This is a genomic window from Streptomyces sp. NBC_01485, assembly GCF_036227125.1.
Classification (GTDB): domain Bacteria; phylum Actinomycetota; class Actinomycetes; order Streptomycetales; family Streptomycetaceae; genus Streptomyces.
In genome coordinates, this window is sequence record NZ_CP109435.1 from 1,215,785 (window position 1) to 1,232,577 (window position 16,793).

Annotated in this window: 21 protein-coding genes; 1 reads left to right on the forward strand and 20 read right to left on the reverse strand. The window is 70.4% G+C overall.

Translation table 11 applies throughout. The features are described from left to right. Positions 1–34: 34 nt before the first annotated feature. The 15 genes from OG352_RS05120 to OG352_RS05190 form a co-directional block, all read right to left on the reverse strand. Entirely contained in the window at positions 35–337 is a 303-nt protein-coding gene (locus tag OG352_RS05120; protein WP_329214772.1) for a hypothetical protein, read from the reverse strand. Then, the gene (locus tag OG352_RS05125) at positions 334–1,371 is read right to left on the reverse strand and encodes a hypothetical protein (RefSeq protein WP_329214774.1); all 1,038 of its coding nucleotides are present in this window, start codon (positions 1,369–1,371) and stop codon (positions 334–336) included. Before OG352_RS05125 ends, OG352_RS05120 begins: the two co-directional genes overlap by 4 nt. After that, entirely contained in the window at positions 1,368–1,568 is a 201-nt protein-coding gene (locus OG352_RS05130; protein WP_329214776.1) for a hypothetical protein, read from the reverse strand. Before OG352_RS05130 ends, OG352_RS05125 begins: the two co-directional genes overlap by 4 nt. Continuing rightward, on the reverse strand, positions 1,568–1,840 hold the full coding sequence (locus OG352_RS05135; protein WP_329214778.1) for a hypothetical protein: 273 nt from the start codon (positions 1,838–1,840) through the stop codon (positions 1,568–1,570). The genes OG352_RS05130 and OG352_RS05135 overlap by 1 nt, the downstream gene beginning before the upstream one ends. Position 1,841: 1 nt before the next feature. Further along, positions 1,842–2,258, reverse strand: a complete 417-nt coding sequence (locus tag OG352_RS05140; protein WP_329214780.1) for a hypothetical protein — start codon at positions 2,256–2,258, stop codon at positions 1,842–1,844. Between the two features lies 1 nt (position 2,259). After that, complete coding sequence (locus OG352_RS05145; RefSeq protein WP_329214782.1) at positions 2,260–3,021, reverse strand: glycine-rich domain-containing protein; 762 nt, start codon at positions 3,019–3,021, stop codon at positions 2,260–2,262. Next, complete coding sequence (locus OG352_RS05150) at positions 3,018–3,830, reverse strand: hypothetical protein (protein ID WP_329214784.1); 813 nt, start codon at positions 3,828–3,830, stop codon at positions 3,018–3,020. The genes OG352_RS05145 and OG352_RS05150 overlap by 4 nt, the downstream gene beginning before the upstream one ends. Positions 3,831–3,832: 2 nt before the next feature. Further along, complete coding sequence (locus OG352_RS05155) at positions 3,833–4,909, reverse strand: DUF5047 domain-containing protein (protein ID WP_329214786.1); 1,077 nt, start codon at positions 4,907–4,909, stop codon at positions 3,833–3,835. Next, entirely contained in the window at positions 4,909–6,366 is a 1,458-nt protein-coding gene (locus tag OG352_RS05160; RefSeq protein ID WP_329214788.1) for a hypothetical protein, read from the reverse strand. The genes OG352_RS05155 and OG352_RS05160 overlap by 1 nt, the downstream gene beginning before the upstream one ends. Further along, positions 6,363–11,159, reverse strand: coding sequence for a phage tail tape measure protein (locus OG352_RS05165; RefSeq protein WP_329214789.1), 4,797 nt, complete (start codon positions 11,157–11,159; stop codon positions 6,363–6,365). The genes OG352_RS05160 and OG352_RS05165 overlap by 4 nt, the downstream gene beginning before the upstream one ends. Positions 11,160–11,341: 182 nt before the next feature. Then, positions 11,342–11,785 (reverse strand): hypothetical protein, encoded by a 444-nt coding sequence (locus OG352_RS05170; protein WP_329214791.1) that lies wholly within the window; start codon positions 11,783–11,785, stop codon positions 11,342–11,344. 112 nt (positions 11,786–11,897) lie between these two features. Further along, positions 11,898–12,374, reverse strand: a complete 477-nt coding sequence (locus OG352_RS05175) for a hypothetical protein (RefSeq protein ID WP_329214793.1) — start codon at positions 12,372–12,374, stop codon at positions 11,898–11,900. 9 nt (positions 12,375–12,383) lie between these two features. Next, entirely contained in the window at positions 12,384–12,866 is a 483-nt protein-coding gene (locus OG352_RS05180; RefSeq protein ID WP_329214795.1) for a phage tail tube protein, read from the reverse strand. A gap of 3 nt (positions 12,867–12,869) precedes the next feature. Then, complete coding sequence (locus tag OG352_RS05185; RefSeq protein ID WP_329214797.1) at positions 12,870–13,175, reverse strand: hypothetical protein; 306 nt, start codon at positions 13,173–13,175, stop codon at positions 12,870–12,872. Then, the gene (locus OG352_RS05190) at positions 13,175–13,510 is read right to left on the reverse strand and encodes a hypothetical protein (protein ID WP_329214798.1); all 336 of its coding nucleotides are present in this window, start codon (positions 13,508–13,510) and stop codon (positions 13,175–13,177) included. Before OG352_RS05190 ends, OG352_RS05185 begins: the two co-directional genes overlap by 1 nt. Positions 13,511–13,566: 56 nt before the next feature. Between OG352_RS05190 and OG352_RS05195 the strand changes: the two genes are divergently transcribed. Next, the gene (locus OG352_RS05195) at positions 13,567–13,767 is read left to right on the forward strand and encodes a hypothetical protein (protein ID WP_329214799.1); all 201 of its coding nucleotides are present in this window, start codon (positions 13,567–13,569) and stop codon (positions 13,765–13,767) included. Here OG352_RS05195 and OG352_RS05200 read toward each other — a convergent pair. The 5 genes from OG352_RS05200 to OG352_RS05220 are packed head-to-tail and all read right to left on the reverse strand — an operon-like array spanning position 13,754 to position 16,731. Then, positions 13,754–14,197 (reverse strand): hypothetical protein, encoded by a 444-nt coding sequence (locus OG352_RS05200; protein WP_329214800.1) that lies wholly within the window; start codon positions 14,195–14,197, stop codon positions 13,754–13,756. The genes OG352_RS05195 and OG352_RS05200 overlap by 14 nt on opposite strands. An 18-nt stretch (positions 14,198–14,215) precedes the next feature. After that, a complete protein-coding gene (locus OG352_RS05205) occupies positions 14,216–15,025 on the reverse strand; it encodes a hypothetical protein (protein ID WP_329214802.1) in 810 nt (269 codons plus the stop codon). 4 nt (positions 15,026–15,029) lie between these two features. Beyond that, positions 15,030–15,344 (reverse strand): hypothetical protein, encoded by a 315-nt coding sequence (locus OG352_RS05210; RefSeq protein ID WP_329214804.1) that lies wholly within the window; start codon positions 15,342–15,344, stop codon positions 15,030–15,032. Further along, positions 15,341–16,036, reverse strand: a complete 696-nt coding sequence (locus tag OG352_RS05215) for a hypothetical protein (protein ID WP_329214806.1) — start codon at positions 16,034–16,036, stop codon at positions 15,341–15,343. The genes OG352_RS05210 and OG352_RS05215 overlap by 4 nt, the downstream gene beginning before the upstream one ends. Next, a complete protein-coding gene (locus tag OG352_RS05220; protein ID WP_329214808.1) occupies positions 16,027–16,731 on the reverse strand; it encodes a hypothetical protein in 705 nt (234 codons plus the stop codon). The genes OG352_RS05215 and OG352_RS05220 overlap by 10 nt, the downstream gene beginning before the upstream one ends. Positions 16,732–16,793 lie beyond the last annotated feature (62 nt).

Here is a 16,793-nt window from a genome sequence, read left to right on the forward strand (position 1 = left end):
CCGGCTGCGCTGCACCACACCTGCTGGGGTCTGCTCAAAGAGCGGTGACGTTGGTGGTCCCGCCCGTCGGCTCGGCGGGGTACTGCGGAGGTCGAGCCCAGCCGAGCAGCACGCCGGCTGCCTTGCGCAGCCAGGACCATCCGATGCGTCCGGCGCCCGCCTCCAAGAGCCGGAAGACGGCGTAGTAGGCGGCGGTGAGGCCGGACGTGACCCACATGGTGACGGTCGCGCTGTCGAAGACGTTCAGGCCCGTCCGGGCGAGCCAGGAGAGGACCAGGCCTGCGGCGATCGGGACGACCGTCCGCATGAAGCTGGTGAAGAGGGCCGGGGTCGTCACGACGTCACCTCCCAGAAGAGGCCGGAGGCGACGCGGTGCAGGAGCGGTACGTCGCTGCCGTCGGGGCTGGTGGCGCGCACCTTGAAGTGCAGCTGCTTCCCGGCCGGCACCTGCCCGTTGGCGTGGAACTGGCAGCCCTCCGGGCCCGCCGCGTCGCTGGCCAGGTAGTCGGAGGGGTTGTTGCCCGCGCTGTCGGTGAGGAAGAACTGCCCCTCGATGCGCGTGCCGTCAGGCGCGTCGAGCAGCAGGTGCACCATCGTCTGGTGGGCGACCGGCCCGGCGAGGATGACCCCGTTGGTCTGGAAGGCGAGCTCGACCCACCGGCCACTGGCCAGGGCGGTGTCGTTGGAGTTGGGCTTGTTGAGGACACTGGGCATGTCGGACTCCTTAGTGGGGGAAGCGGGTGGGGTGGGGGCGTCGCCCGTGGCGAGTTCGAGCAGCCGGTCGAAGTCGATCGAGCCCGGGTCGCCGTGGGCGTTCTCCGGGACGTGCATGTGCCCGCACACGCCCTCGAAGCCGACCCAGTCAGCGGGGGTCATGCGCGCGGACGTCGCTCCGTACGACGACGGGTACGCGGGCCACGCCGCTGGTCCCTCGAGCGGCACGCCGTGCTGCACGTGCATCCACCGCAGGAACGCAGCGATCTCGGCGAGGGCCCAGTCCGGGGCTTCGGGCCAGTAGATGTGGGTGAGCCCCGCCTTGGTCCACGCGGCGTGGGTGGCCGGGTCGCAGGTGCCGACCATTTCCACCTGGCACACGTTCAGGGTGTTCGTCTCCACGCCGCCCGGCAGATTCACCAGAGCGCGGGCCGACGTGTCGATGGGGAAGTGCTGGTACCACTTCAGCCGCCGGGCGGCGAGGTCCGGCAGGGCCGTCAGCGTGGGTGCCACCGCGCCGCTGTCGTAGTCCGGAAGCGTCCGCCCCTCCGTGGTGTGGAGGACGACGACGTTGACCTCCATCGCCGAACCGGGGTACGTCGAGCCGTACCAGTAGGCCGTACTGGCTCCGGGAAATGTCTGGGGCCCTGTGCTCATGGGGTGCCCTCCGATCGTGGCGGGGTGGTGACGTCCCGGAAGACGGCGGTGGCGGCCGCGATCCACGCCTGTTGGATGGTGTCGCCGAGGTCGTTGAAGTCGGGCATCGGCAGGCCCTGGTAGTTGAGGCCGCCGGTGGCCTCGCCGTATGCGGCGTACGCGGTCCGGGCGAGGTCTGCGGGATCGTGGCGGGCCATCACACGCGCTCCGGCCACGCCCAGGTGCCGGGCTCGTCGCCCTCGTGGCGGGAGGTCGCCCAGAAGATGTCCGGGCCGTCGAGCAGCACCTTCAGGTTGACGACGTCGTGCGGGTTGCCGGGGAAGATGCGGACGACAACGGCCGGGAAGACCTGGCCTTCGGCGGCGGCGTTGCCGCTGATGCCGTTGGTGGCTCGCTGCTGGGTGATGTGGCGGGCATCGTCGTCAGACAGCTGGTACAGGACGGTGCGGCCGACGGTGGGTTGGGGCATGTCAGCCTCCGGCTCGGGTCTGGATGGATGCGCTGGCCTGCGTGGCGGTGTCGTCGGTGGCGTCGAGGAGGTCGGAGCCGACGATGAGGCGGATGACGGCTTGCATCTGTCGTGTGAGGGCGGGCACTTGGGCGATGTGGTCGGCGTTCGTAGCGGTACCGCCCGCCACCTTCGCCAGGTAGGCGGCGTTGTTGGTGAACGCGGTGCGCGCCCGGGCCAGCAGGGCCACCGTGTTGGCCTGGCGGACGGCGTCGGCGGCCTGCTTGGCGACGGACGCGAGCTCCGCATCGGTGAAGGGACGTTCCTCGACCAAGGCGCCGCAGTCGTAGCGGCGGTAGACGCTGGTGGTAAGGTCCCACTGCTCGATGACGGATGCGTCTCTCTGCTCGACGATGAGCCCGATCGTCGGGACGCTCACGTCAGGCCTTGTAGGTGGTGACGATGACGACGCCCGCGGCTCCGGCCACGCCCGCGCTGGCCGAGGTGGACGCGCCGTTCGAGGATCCGGAAGCGCCGCCGCCGTACGCGTAGCCGACCGTGCCGGCCTGGGCGCCGGATGTGCCGGGGTTGGCGCGGGCCGACCCCGAGTGGTGGCTTGCGCCCCCGTAGTTCGTTTTCACGGCGAGGCCGGAGAGGACCAGTCCGGTGCCTCCGGCTCCTCCCTGCATGCGCATTTCGCCGCCGGTGCCGCCGGTGCCGCCGTCGCCGCCGCCCGCGAACAGGTTGCCGGACGATCCGACGCAGGCCGCGCCGCCGCTGCCGCCGACCGCGGTGATGGTCGACCCGAAGGAGGACGTGCCTCCCGTCCCTCCAACTGCGGGGGTAGTCGTACCGGCGGATCCGGCCGCGCCCACGGTGACGGCGACGCTGGCGCTGAGGGCGGACGCGGCGTAGGTGCCCTTGGCGTACTCGCCGCCTCCGCCTCCGCCCGAGCAGGAGCCCTGGCCTGCGGTGGTGACTCCCACACCGCCGGAGCCGCCGCCGGCACCGACGACCTCCACCACCGTCCACAGGGCTCCGGCCGGCTTGTTCCAGGTGCCGGAGGCCGTGAAGACCTGCACGTCGGGCGTGCCCAGGAGGAGGGCGTCCACGTCAGATGCCAGGGTCTGGAACCATTCCCACAGCCGCGAGTGGTCGGTCGATTCGGGGTAGGTGATGCCCTTCGACGTCTCGTCGCTCACCCTCGCCTCCAGGAGATGGTCATGGTCCAGGCGACGCTCCAGGAGCTGCGCCCGGCGAGACGGATGTAGGGGTTGTCGCTGCTGATGGAGATGGCGAGACCTCCGCGGGTGCCGTTGACCATGGCCTGGGCCCACGAGTTGGGGATGACGAAGGCGTTGTTCGTCGCGTTCACGGCGAGGGACGGCCCGGACGTGGACTCGTTGAGGGTGGGTGCGCCGCCGGGCCGGGTGGACTGCGAGACCAGGCGCAGGGTGGCGGTGCGGGCGGCGAAGTCGCCGGACGTCAGGCGCCGTACTTTGATCGTCGCGCGGGTGACGGTGGCCCCGGCGATGCTGCGGGGCTTGCTGCCGTAGAAGGCGCAGCCCGTCATCCGGCCGAAGGAGGATCCGGCGTATCGGCCCTGGTAGGTGTCGAAGCTGTTCACCGCGCCGCCGTCCGAGCGCCAACTGCCGTCGCGGTAGCAGGCAGTGGAGACCGGCGGGCATGTCAGGGTGCCGGTAGTGACGGTGGGCTTCGGCGCGGGCGCGGCGTCCCCTGTGTCCGGCGGGGCAGCGTCCGGCGCGGTCGGGGCCGGCGGGGGCACGGCGGGCGCGGCCGTGGCGACCGCGAACGCGTAGTAGACGGACCCGGTGCGCTGGATCAGCAGAGTGTCCCCCACCGCGACGGTGAGTCCGACGCTCGTGCGGACGTTGATCTGGATGCCGCCGACGCTCACCACGCAGGCCCCGCTGCTCACGGTGGTCAGGGCCCGTCCGCGCAGGGCACCGCGCCCGGCAAGGGACACGCGGGTGTCTGCCCAGTCGGCCACGGCTACAGCACCCTCACGGTCAGGGTCATCTCATCGGGGCTGTAGGGCAGCGACAGCACCTCGATCACGCACGGTGCGCTGGTGAGGCCGCCACCGGTCACCGAGATCACGTCGCCGATCATGAGGCCGGGGTGGGGCACCATCGTGATGGTCAGCTTCCTCGAGGAGGTGCGGCGCAGCCGTTGCAGGGTGGCCTCAGCGGCGGCCCGGCACTGGGCGACGGTGGTCAGCAGCGGCGACGAGTACGTGTAGGGCACGGGCAGCGGGTTGAAATCCCCGCCGAACCAGTACGGGTTGTTCGAGTCGTAGTCGTAGGCGACGCCCTGGACCTGCACGCCGGCTGCGGACTCGCCCTGCGCGACGACCACGTTGAAGGCACCGTCGCGGCTGGTGGTGGACTGCCAGCGCACCACGGTGCCGCCGAGACCGTCGGTGACGGACAGGACGGGATCTCCTGCGTCGGTCAGCGGCTCGATGAGCAGCAGGCCGTCCTCGGTGACGTGGCCGACGGCGGGCCAGGCGTTGAGGACTTCGTTGAGGGCGCCGAGCCGGTCGTCGTCCCATTCCATGCCGACGGGGATGGACCGGTCGGTGAGGGTGCCGTCGATCTCGACGGTGAGGGCAGGTTCGACGAGAGATCGGACGGTGCTGGCGAGGGTGCCGGACGGCTGGAATGCGGCCGCGAACTTGGCCTCGTCGACCAGGGTGAGGAGGCCCTGTGCCTGCACGTTGACGGTGTCGCCGTCCGCGGAGGACTCCGTGATGAGGAACCAACCACGGGTGATCCATTCGAAGTCGCCGCCGACTTCGACGCCGTAGGAGATGCGTAGCTGCTGCCCGTACGCGGCGAGCGGATGCCGGGGATCGATGGTGGGGTCCCAGGACACGCCGCGATCTCTCACGGGGACGGTGAGAGTGACTCGTTCGGGGACGGCGAGGGAGCTGTCGCGTTCCTCGCTGCCATCGGCGACGGGCACGTCGTCGGAGAGGAGCTCGCCGCCGAGCCACGACTCGACGCGCATCTGCATGGTGAAGGAGCGCTGCACGACCTCCAGCGCGTCATCCGACATGTCCAGCATCAGAACGACCTCTGGGCGAGGATCAGCAGGGTCGCGTTGTCGTCGGCGATGTCCTGGAGGCTGGTGTAGTTGTCGGCGATGTCCTGGAGGGTGAAGCCGCGGGCCTCGAGACTTTCCGGCCACGGCTCGACCTCGACCGCGGTGAGCGTCCACCAGCGGAAGCCGTCGTACCAGGTGGGGGCCTCCGTGTCCTCGGTGATCGCGAAGTAGCCGTCGAGGCGCGACAGGGTCGTCTGCTTACGCAGGTGGACGACGCCTTCGGTCGCGCCGTCCAGCACGGCCTCGAGGGCGTCGCCGTCGGCCTCCGTCTCCGTGCGGACCGTGATGGTGGCCTGCGCCTTCGACCGGCGGCGGCCCACGACGACGTAGCGGCCGCCGACGTTGAACACGGTGGCGTCGCGGCTGCGCTGCTTCTCCAGCGGCGCCTCCAGGCGTACGGCCGCGCCGAGCGCCTGCACGGCGTCGCTGATGACGTCCGCAGTGACGGTGCTGGTGATGCTGCCCGATGTGACGGTCCACGTCAGGCCGCCGACGTCGGTGAGCTCGGCGAGATACGACACGGCGACGCCGAAGGGCTGCTCGGCGTCCACCCGCAACAGGGCGGCGGTGCCGGTGACGTCTACGGCACTCGCCGCGCGGACCGCAGTGCGGTCGGTGCCCAGGACCCGGTACACGGTGGCGGAGACGATGTCCTCGGCGAGCATGCCGGTCACGGACGTCAGTACCCGCGGTGGGAACACGGCCTGCGCGGTCGCGGTGAGGGCCGCGCTGGCCTCACGCACGCGCAGCACTCCGGCCACGCCGGTCGTCGCCGTCGAGGCGGTGGCGGCGAGGGTGGGGGTCTGGGTGCCCGTCCCGGCGGTGACCGAACCGGTAGCGGCGCCGAGGCGGCCGGCGTTGCCGGAGGTGATCTGGTCGTCGGCCCGCTCGGTCACCGTGCCGAAGGTGATGCCGGTCGCGGTGATGGCCTCCGCGCTGAGTGCGGCCGTGCTCACCGGCAGGGCGTAGCCGATCAGCGCGAAGTCGCCGACCGCCCACGTCAGCGCGGTCGCGGCGGCGGCCGAGAATCCGGTGCCGCTGGAGGTGTCCTCGCCGCTGCTGGCAGCCCACCGCCATCCTGTGCCCGCGCTGCGCGACAGCACGTGGATGCGGCCCGCGAGTAGTTCGCCCGTGCCCGTGGGCAGGCTTGTGGCCGGCGCGGCGTCGGAGCCGATCAGGACGCGAGCGAACCAGGTGAGCCGGCGCGGCCCGGTACCCGAGCCGAAGCTTCCGCCGCCGCCGGAGAAGCTCTCGACGAGCGTCCATCCCGACGGCGTGGACGGGATCGAGTCGGTGGGGTGACCGGAAACGACCTGGAGGAGCGCGAGCCGCCCGGCCGTCGCCCCGGCCGGGTAGGCGGGCGTGATCGTGGCCGTCGACTGCGACAGTGCGCCGGCCGCGATGTAGGAGATCGTCATGTCTGCCGCCCCACCTTCGCCCGGTAGGCGGCCTTGTCGACCGCGGCCTGAGCAGCCTTCCGGGCCACCGGCTCCGCCTCGACCCGCACGATGTCCGTGATCTCCCGGTCGCCGATGAAGACACGGGCGTTGATGACGACATCGCCTGCCTCTGCGGGGCGCCGGGACACTGCTGCGGCAGGGCTCGGGATGACGACGCGGCGGGTGGAGACCCCGGCTGCGGCGTCCGCCATCCGCTGGGCGGTGGCCACGACGTGCGGGACGTGCGCGGCGATGCCTGCCGCGGTGCCGAGGGCGACCTGCTTGCCGACCTGGTCGCGGAAGACACCCGACGGCGACTTGATCTTCAGCTTCTTCTTCACCGCTGCGACCAGCGCGTCGGCGAGAGATTCCATCTGCTTCTGGAGCGCGGCCTGCTGGGCTTGGAGGCCGGTGAGGAAACCGCGCCCGGCCTGCGTGCCCGCGTCGTACATGGTGTCGGCCATCGACTTGCCGAAGTTCGTCGCGAGCCTGTTGCCGGAGGCGACCAGGTTGTTGAGCTGGGTGATGACGGTGTTGGAGACGTCGCCCTCGCCGAGGATGCCGGCGAGCTGGCTGCCCGGCCCGGCGGCTGCGAGCTGCGAGAGGAGATCCTTCGACGCCCCGCGCGCCTTCAGTGACGCGGCGAGCCCAGCGAAGTCGGAGGCCGTCTTCTGCTGGTCCTTCATCTGCTGGATCAGGGCGTCGACCGAGGTGGCCGTCGAGCCGCTGATGCCGAGGAAGTCGCTGATGTTCGCGGCCTGGTCCACCGCGAACTGCTTGGCGGCAGTGATCTGCGCCGCGACGGACGCCTTGCTGGCGGCGAGGGCCTGAAGCTTCGCGGACGTCTTCAGGTTGCCCGCGACCATCGAGTTGGCCCCGGCGTTCTGCAACCGGTTGTTCAGCGACTTGACCGCCGAGTTGATCGCTGCCGCCGTGCCGGTGGTCAGGGTCTTCTTCAGCCCGTTGGCGATGTAGTTCGCGACGTCGGTCGTCGTGCGCCGCTTCGCGTTGGCCAACTCCGCCTTGGCAGCCGCCAGTCGGGTCTTCGCGGCCTGCACGCTGTAGTGGCGTTCCTGAGCGCGCTCCAGTTCGGCCCGGCGCTGGTTGACCTTGGCCTGGGCGTTGGCGACGGTACCGGAGGCGTACCCGGGCACCTTGATGCCGTTGGTCTTGGCGTAGGCCATCGAGTCCTTGTGGGACAAGATGCGGGTCCCCTTCGGGGTGACCTGCATCAGTTCGGCGCCCTTCTCACCGACCCACGCCGTCTGGCCGATCGGCGCCAGGCCGCCCTTGGTGCCCTGGGCGTAGCCGCCGGGCCGGGTCATGACGCTGAGCCAGCCCGCGCCGTAGCGGTGCATGGCGTAGTTGACGCCGGCGTAGATGTTGGCGAGGGGGTCGGTGATGCCGCGCCCCTTGAAGGGGCCGGCGTAGGCGTTGAACGTGCCCGGGATCGTCTGCATGAGGCCCTGCGACGGGTGGCCCGCCTTGGCGTTGGAGTCCCAGAGGTTGATGGCGTTCGGGTTGCCGCCGGACTCCATCTCGATCCGTTTCAGCACGGGCCCGATCGCGGTAGCGGGCACGCCCAGCATCGACAGCACCTGCGCTACCTGAGGCGTCCACTGTGAGGCACCCTTGCCGACGCTGCCGCCGCCTCCTCCGCCGCCGAACAGGTCCTTGAAGAAGCCGCCCAGCTTGCCGCCGAGGTTCCCCAGCGCGCTCATCGCCTTGCCCGGCAGGCTCGTGATGGACAGGATGCCCTTCTTCACGATGGAGCCGAGCGCGGACGGCATGTCGCCGAAGACCTTCTTCGCGATGGCGGTGCCGGAGGTGGCGGCGAGGCCCTTGAAGAGGCCGCTGACCAGGTAGCCGCCGATCTCGGCGAACACGGTGGACGGCGAGTGGATGCCGAAGAAGTCCTTCACCGCGTTGACGACGGGGTCGATCAGGGTCGACTTGATCCATTTTCCGATGCCCTTGATCCCGGAGACGATCCCGGACTTCATGCCGGAGATCAGGGCGCCGCCCCCCTCCAGCAGCCACGTACCGGCCTTGGCGAAGGTGCTGGTGACAGGGGTGACGACGTTTCTGACGACCCAGGAGCCGATGCCCTTCGCCCCGGCGACGATGCCGGACTTGGCACCGCTGACGATCGCCCCGCCCTTGGAGACCAGCCAGGACCCGGACGACTTGAACGCGCCCACGACCGGATCGATCATCCACGTCTTGGCGAAGCCGCCGACGCCCTTCGCGCCCGCGACGATCCCGGACTTGGCCCCCGATACGACGGCCGCGCCTCGCGCATACAGCCACGACCCGGACGACTTGAACGCCCCCACGATGGGGTCGATGACCCACGTCTTGGCGAAGCCACCGACCGCCTTCGCGCCCGTGACGATGCCCGCCTTCGCACCACCGACGATCGCCGCGCCCTTGGAGATCAGCCAGGAGCCGGACGACTTGAAGGCACCGACGACCGGATCGATGATCCACGTCTTCGCCACGCCACCGACGGCCTTCGCGCCGGTGGCGATGCCGGAGCCGAATCCCTTGGCGACCGCCCAGCCCTTGGAGATCAGCCAGCCGCCAGCCTTGGCGAACGGCTTGACGGCGTACCCGATCAGCTCGCCGCTCTTCGAAGCGACCCAGCCGAAGCCCTTGGCGATGCCGGAGCCGAGGGCGTGCGCTCCGCGCAGGCCCAGGTCGCCGAGCTCGACTGCCCAGACGCCGAGGCGTGTGGGCAGGAGCGTGAGCTCGCGGGCCAGGGCCTCGCCGAGCCCGGGGAACACGCGGCGCAGGCCCGTCATGAAGGCGGAGCCGAGGAATTTGAAGCTCTTGCCGACCCAGCCGACGATCGACTTCGAGAACTTCGTGAAGGCCTCGAATCCCCAGGTCAGAAGCTTGCCGACGAAGGGGATTTTCCCGAGGAGTTTGCCGATCGCGCCCGCCCACTTCGCGGGCAGGAACGCGACGAACAGGACGGCCAGGAGCACGTCCTGCCAGTGGCTGGCGAGGCCCTTGAGCATGCCGACCATGTCGAAATTGAGAAGGCCGACGATGAAGCCGAGCAGCAGCGACGGGACGAACTTGCCCAAACTGATGCCGATGCCGACCCAGTCGATCCCGGCGAGCAGCTTCCCGAACGCGGCCGTCAGCTTGATCGCATTGTTGGCTAGCTTCTCCAGGCCGGACGCCAGGCCGCTGCCGATCGTCGAGCCGATCTTGCCCCAGTCGACGCTCTTGATGCCGCCGGTGAACGCGGACCGCACCTGCTCGCCGATCTGCGTGGCGAGGGACTTGGGCGGCTTGACCTTCGGGGTGACGAGCGGGGCGACCGACCCGGAGCCGCCGTGCGGCATCGGCTTGAGCGCCGGACCCTGTACCCCGGTGGTTGGGGCGACCTGCCCGACGCCGTAGTGCGGCTGCGGGGCCAGGGCCGGACCCTTCGGCGCCGCCGCCGTCTTGCTGGAGCCCAGGTGGGGGGAGGTGTCGAGCAGGCCCCCCATGAGGTCCTTCGCGGCCTTCGCGGGCTTCGACCCGGTCAGTCCGCTCCAGAAGTCGCCGACGAGCTGCTTGGCCTGGCCGACGCGATCCTGGATCTTCTCGACCGGGATCATGTCGGCGACGGTGCTGCCGAAGGCCTTGACCTTGGGGATACCGTCGTCGGCGACCCACCCGGCGAGGTCCCGGACTCCCGACGTGACCCCGGCGAGCGCCTTGGTCGCGCCGGTCAGCAGGCCGGTGTCGCCGACCTCGATCATCAGGCCCTCCCAGGCGTTCTTCAGCCTGGTTACCTCACCCTTCAGACCCTTCATCTGGATCTTCGAGATGCGGTCGGCGGTGCCGCCGGAGTTCTCCAGCTCCTTCGTCAGGCCGGCCAGCTTCGCCGAGCCCTGCTGGATCAGCGCGGCCATGCCGGGGCCAGCCCGCTGACCGAAGATCGTCATGATCTGGCCAGTGGTCGCGCCTTTCTTCGCGAGCTGGTCGACGATCGAGGTGAGCGGCCGCAGCTTGCCGTCGGAGGTCGCGACGCTGACGCCGAGATCGGTGAGCGTCGTCGAGATCTTCTTGGTCGGCGACAGCAGCCGCGTGATCGCACCGCGCAGCGCGGTGCCGGCCATGGACGCCTTGATGCCTGCGTTGCCCATCAGGGCAGTCGCGGCGACGGCTTCCTCGAACTGGATGCCCGCCTGGTGCGCGATCGGACCGGAGTACTTGAAGGCTTCGCCGAGGTCGTCGACGCTCGTGTTGGCCTTGACGGAGGCCTTCACCATGGCGTCGACGGCGTGCGGGATCTCCTTGATCGTCATCCCGTAGCCGGTGAGGACGTTGGTGGTGATCTCCGCAGCGCGGGTCAGGTTGAGCTGCTCCGACGACGCCAGGGACAGCACGGCCGGCATCGAGCCGTAGATCTGGTTGACGTCCAGGCCGGCCGTGGCGAGCTGCGCCATCGCGTCCGCCGACTGCGCGGCCCCATACTGCGTGGTCTTCCCGAAACCCTTGGCCTGGTCGCGGAGCTTGTCGAGCTGCTTGCCGGTCGCGCCGGACAGGGCCTCGACCCGGTTCATGTTCTTCTCGAAGTCGCCCGCGGCCTTCAGCGAGGCCGCACCGAGCGCGGCAACTCCGACCGCGCCGACCGCGAGAGACGTCTTGATGGCCGCGCCGACCTTCGACGACGTCGACGCCAGCCGGGTCGCAGACCGGCCGACCTGCCGGAACGTGGCGGACGCCCGGTCGCGGCCGATGAGCGCGTAGACGATCGCGGTCGTGGCCACGGCGCCGCTCCCCTCTCGCGCGGGTGCGCGGTCAGGGGCCGGTCGGCCGGCGGGCTACAGGTTCGGCATACGGGACTTGGAGGGGCCGCCCTGCATGGCCTTCTTCTCGTCCGCCTCACGCTCTTCCGCCTCGATGCGGTAGAGCGCCATCCACTCGCTCAGCTCGTAGGAGCTGATGGACCTCAGGAGCTCGTGGACAGGTCGTCCGAGGTCTCGGGCGAGGACGAAGAGGAATCGCCGCTCGGGGCGGCTTCGGAGTTTCCCTCGATCTCCTTCTCCACGGCGTCGCCCATGCCGGACAGCTCGGCTGCCACGTCGTACAGCCGGTCGATGACCGCGCCGGCCTTCTTGCCGAGCGCGGGTGCGTCGGTGTCCTTGAAGAGCCGGTTGCCCTGCTCGTCGATGAGGCACTTCACGAGCAGCTTCGCGCGCGCGTTGTCGCGCACGAACACCACCTCGCGGCTGCCGTCGGGCTTGGGCCGGATCTGCTGGATCCCGGCCTCGTAGGCGTCGCGCTCGATGCCGGTCAGGCCCCGCACGAGGACCTCGCCGCCCCACTCGGGAACGTCCACGGGCTTGATCTGGGTGTCCTCAGCTTCGAGGATCTGGGTGCTCGTCAGGGCCACGGTGGGGGTGCCTTTCTGGCGTTACGGATCATGACGCGGCCAGTGCCAGGCCGTGATGAGCCGTCGAGCGCCAGTGCCAGGCGGGCGACAGCAGAGGGGCGACGTCAGCGGGTCAGCGGATGTCGCGGGTGATGGAGTTGACGACCTTGGATGCGGCGCGCCGTCCGGCGACGCCGGCAGGCCGTACGACCTTGAAGAAGTAGGGGTGACCGCTCTGGGTGACCCAGACCTCGCGGTTGCCGTGGACGGGGTGCCGCCACCGCTTGGTGCCCTCCATGCCCTTGGGGAGGGCCTTCTGCTTGGCGGGCATCTTGCGGCCGTCGACACGGATCGCGACGCCCGCGTCCTTGCCGACCGTGCGCACCTCGACGCGGGTGGCCTTGGACATGCGCCCGCGCAGCCCGTCGGCGGTGTAGGGCCGCTTGGACGGGATGGACCTGATGGAGCTGCGCACGAGCGGCACGAACGGCGTGGCGACGGCCCGCAGCTCCTTGCGGAACCGCTTCTTCAGCTCCGGGTTGTCCATGCGGCGCAGCCCGGCGGAGACTCGCCGCAGGTCGTCGCCGGTGCGCATCGTGAGCCCGATCATGATGGTTCCTCAGGCCGGGACGGTGACGTTCTCTTCGGGCTCCGCCGTGATCGTGAACTGGACTTCGATCTTGGCGGGGTCCTCGACGTCCGTCATCTTCGGCGCGGACGCCACCTTCACCGGGAAGACGTCCATCGTCCGGCCCGCGATGTCTCCCTCGGGGAACTGCACGATGTACCCCGCCGTGTCGCGCGGCAGGAGCTGGCGCACGTCCTGCGAGTCCTCGGAGGCGTACATCGTGATCGAGGAGTCGTCGGCCGAGATCCGGCCGGGGATCTTCGACACGAAGCGCGAGCCGAGGTCGGGGGTGTCGGTGGACTCCGACGTGGTCTGGAAGCCGGACACGTCAGCGACTTCGCCGGTGAGGTCGGTGCCCGCGTCCAGCTCGATGCGGGTCGGCGACGCCAGGCTGGCGATCGTCGGCACGTAGTAGTACTGGCGCGTGCCCGGCGGGATGTACCGGGACGACGCGGAGATCGGGGTGGCGACCATGGGTCAGCTCTCCTCAGCCTTCGGAGTGGTCTTGCGGGGGCGCTTCGGCGCGGTGGCGGCCTCCGCATCGGGGGCCGGGTCTTCAGGAGCGTCGTCCAGGACGACGGACTCGCCGTCGGCTTCCGGCTGCGGCGCGAGCGGCACCGAGTCGGCGGACTCCGCGGCCTTGCGGGGTGCCGACTTCGGCTTGGGCGGCGCCTCGGTGACCTCCCAGCCGCCGGCCTGGTGGTGCGGGATGGACGACTCCGGCACCTGGATGAGCTGCTCGGGCGGCAGGTTGGGGTGCCGCATCCACACGGTGGCGGCCATCAGGCGGGCACCCGGAACACGCCGACGGTCACGCTGGTGACGCCGTCGTAGGTGATCGCGGCCCGCCCGGTCGAGGGGTTGCGGTACCGGTCGGTGAGCGGGATGACGAAGGTCTGGCCTGCGGCCACGGCCATCGTCCGGTCCGCGACGGCGAGACCGTCGACCGTCTCCGGCGTGGCGATGGTGACGGTGTGACTGCCGCTGTCCGCGTTCTTCACGGCGAGGAAAATCCCGGCACCGGTCTGGGCGGTGTCGCCGCCGCCTGCGGCTGCCACGAGCTTGTCGTCGAAGCGGACCCCTGTGAGGGGGACCACGGTGGTGGCGAGGGCTGCCATCGCGAACTCTCCTGTTCTGGTTGACGGCTGCGCGACAGCCCGGCACTCTCCGAGGCATGTCGATACTGCGCTGGTGGTTCGTGGACGTCCCGGAGTGGGGCTGGCAGGACGTCGCGCGCGGCGGCCACTCGCTCGCCGGCGTAGGGGTGTTCGCGGTGGGGGCGCTCGCCTACGCGGTCGTGAACCTGGCTGTGGTGGGCGGCCTGCTCGGCGGACTCGCGGCGCTCGTGCGCCGGCGGCCGGTCAGCGGGCCGTGAACGAGTCGACGTCGATGCCGAAGACGATGAGCGCCTGGGCACCGCGGTCGGTCTGCACCTGCTTGAAGGTGTGCGAGCCAAGACGGGCGCGCAGAACGAGCCCGCCGAGCTTGGGGTCGCGGGCGAGGACGGCCCCGGCGGCGGCGTACAGCTCGTAGGCGCGGCGGCGCGCTGGCCGCATGTCCGTGGCCCCCTTCAGGACGGCTGCCGCGCACCGGATGGTGAACGTCTCCCGGTCCGGCCGGCCGCCGAGACCTTCAGCTGTGCTCGTGGACTCGACGTCGGAGTCGCTGTCGTCGCCGGTGAAGGCCACGGTGAGCATCTCCTGCGGCGTCGCCTTCGACAGTTCCGGGCCGTCCCACACGGTGACGCCGTCGAACTCCGGCGCGACCTTGAAGGTGTCGACGATCCGGTCGATCGCGTCAGGCACTCGTGACGACCACGGCATCTACGCCACCCCCGGCAGGTTCGAATCGAGCAGCTCCAGGGCCCGGCGCGGGATGGCGAAGCCGCGTCCTGGCATCCAGGGCTCGTTGTCGCCGCCGAGACTCACGCCCATCGCTCCCCGCTTGGTCTCCCACAGGTGCTCGATGATGATGAGCGTCGCCAGCTGGTAGTCCTCGGGAACGATCGCGAGGCCGGCCCGGTAGGTGAAGTCGACGCCCGCGCGCAGGGCAGGCCCGGCGAGCACCTCCACCTGGCCGGTGGCCGGATCGGCCTGAAGGTCGTCGGTATCCCAGCTTTGCGAGGCGTCGGGCGTCTGCACCGTCACGAGCGAGACGACCGGGACGTTGCTGAGGAGGACGTCGCCGTACCGGTCCGGCGTGCAGCGCTCGGTGAAGGTGCGGCGGGCGACGATGAAGCCGAGATGGCGCTCGACCGCGAGGGTGGCGCCGCTGACGAAGCCGCGCAGTTCCTCATCCTTCGAGGTGTCCGACGCCGGGATCTCCAGCTGGGTCTTGGCCCGGGCCAGGGAGACGATCGCGACGGGCAGCTGCTCGCGCACGTCGAACACATCGGTGTGGGCCATGGCGTTCGCGCCGGTGGCCAGCCAGCGCACCGTGTGCCGCCCGGCCTGCACAGTGGCGTAGCCGTGGACGTACACGCCCGGCGTATCCGAGGCCACCGGGTCCACGGTGACCGTAGTGTCGTCCGGCAGCCCGATCGTCAGGGTCATGTTCCCGGCGTCCGCCGGGTCGTCTGACGCGTCGATGACCGTGACGGTCAGCTGGACGACGTCGCCGAGGTCGTACGCCACAGCGTCAGTTCTTGGTCGGCGCGGCCGCCGTCGTCTTCTTCGCCGCCGTCTTCTTCGCCGGGGCCAACTCCTGGCGGACGGTCTCGGGCTTCGGCTCGACCGCGGCCTCCGGCGGCTTCACGGCGGCGGTGTTCTCCGGCGCCGACGGGATGACCGCCTTCTCCTGCTCGGACCCGCCGGTCACGTCGTAGTCGTACTCGGCGAGCAGGACTCCGGCGACGTAGTCGGCCCGTTCGGTACGACCAGACCCCGCGTACGCCTCCCACTCGCGGATCATCGCCTGCTTGTAGTCCTCGTTGACGTTGCGGACTTCGGTCATAGCTCGCTCACCTGCTCGATCTGCGGGAGTTGGGCGTAGTACTGCTCTTTCAGGGCGCGGCGGGTCGCTGAGCGCTGCTGTGTGCGGTGCTCCAAGCGGACGTCCCACAACGGCAGGGCGGTCTCGGCCTGGTGCACGGTGTCGTTGCCGACGAGGACACGGCTGCCGCCGTCCAGGCCGGGCACGGTGACGACGTAGTGGGCCTGCTGGATGCGGATACCGGGCAGCGCCCGGAACAGCACGCGCAGCGGCTGCTGGGAGTCCTCGCCGTCGCCGCGCTCCCACAGGGCGACCTCGGCGACGTCGAGGTCCGTCTCGCCGAGCGCCTTCTTTGTGTCGATGGGCACCTGCGTGAACACCTCGTCTGCATCCACCCGCAGGAGCCAGTCGACGCCCGGCTGCGCCATCGTCATCGCGAGCCGGAACATGTAGTCGCGCTTCTCAACTTCGTTGCCCCACCAGGGCTCGCGGGGGACGTGGACCGTGCAGCCCATCCCGGCGCCGGCCGCCGCCCGGGCGATCGTGTCCGCCTGCTCGCTCCCAGACGCCGGTTTGCGGGTCGCGCCCGGGAAGAGCGCGTACGGGCCGTCGACCGCGACCAGGTGGTCGCAGATCTGGGCGAGCCCGGCCACACACTCGGCGAGCCACGGGGCGGGCTCCTCGTACCAGGACAGCAGGCCGATCACGCGCACGCCGAACCTCCCTTGTGCAGGCCGCGGGTGGCGGGGTGGCGCCGGTAGTCGGCGGGGACGTCGATGTCGTCCGTGGCGTCGTCGACCTCGACCCACCACGGGGGCTGCACGAGGTGCTCGCGCAACGGGGTGCCCTGGAGCATCCGCAGCATCGTCCAGCCGTGCTTCGTGCGGTCGGCCCGGCCGGAGTCCTGCTCGCTGCGCACGGTGTCGGTGAGGCGGCCCATCTCGGTGCTGTCCGTCCAGGACTGGGCGAAGATCTCTCCGTACGGCGTGCCGGTCAGCGTGGACGCCTGCTCGCGGCCGTAGAACCGGAAGCCGCCGCCGGCCGCGCCCGCGAACACCCTGCCGAATGCCTCCGGCGTCCACCACACGTCGCCGAGCAGCAGCACGTTCGTCCGGTCGGGAGCCCACACGGTTCGGGTCGACTCGAACTCGTTCCGGGTGCCAGGTTGGGCGACGTGCGTCCGCGCCCCGTAGAAGCGGGCGAGGCTCTCGTACGGGCGCGGCTCGTCGCCCGGGGCCACCAGCCAGACGTCCCGCGACCAGAACACGGCCTGCATGAGCGCCAGTTCGAGCAGCGGGAGGACCAGGCCGCTACCGAGGAACGCCCGGGCGGGAGCGAAGTGGGAGCGGACACCGAGGTATCCGCCCCACTTCGTCTGAGGGCCAGCCGCCGCCACGATGACCCGCACGCAACGACCCCTTGTCGATGATCGTGGCGGCCTCGTTGCAGATGAGGGCACCGGGTTGTAGA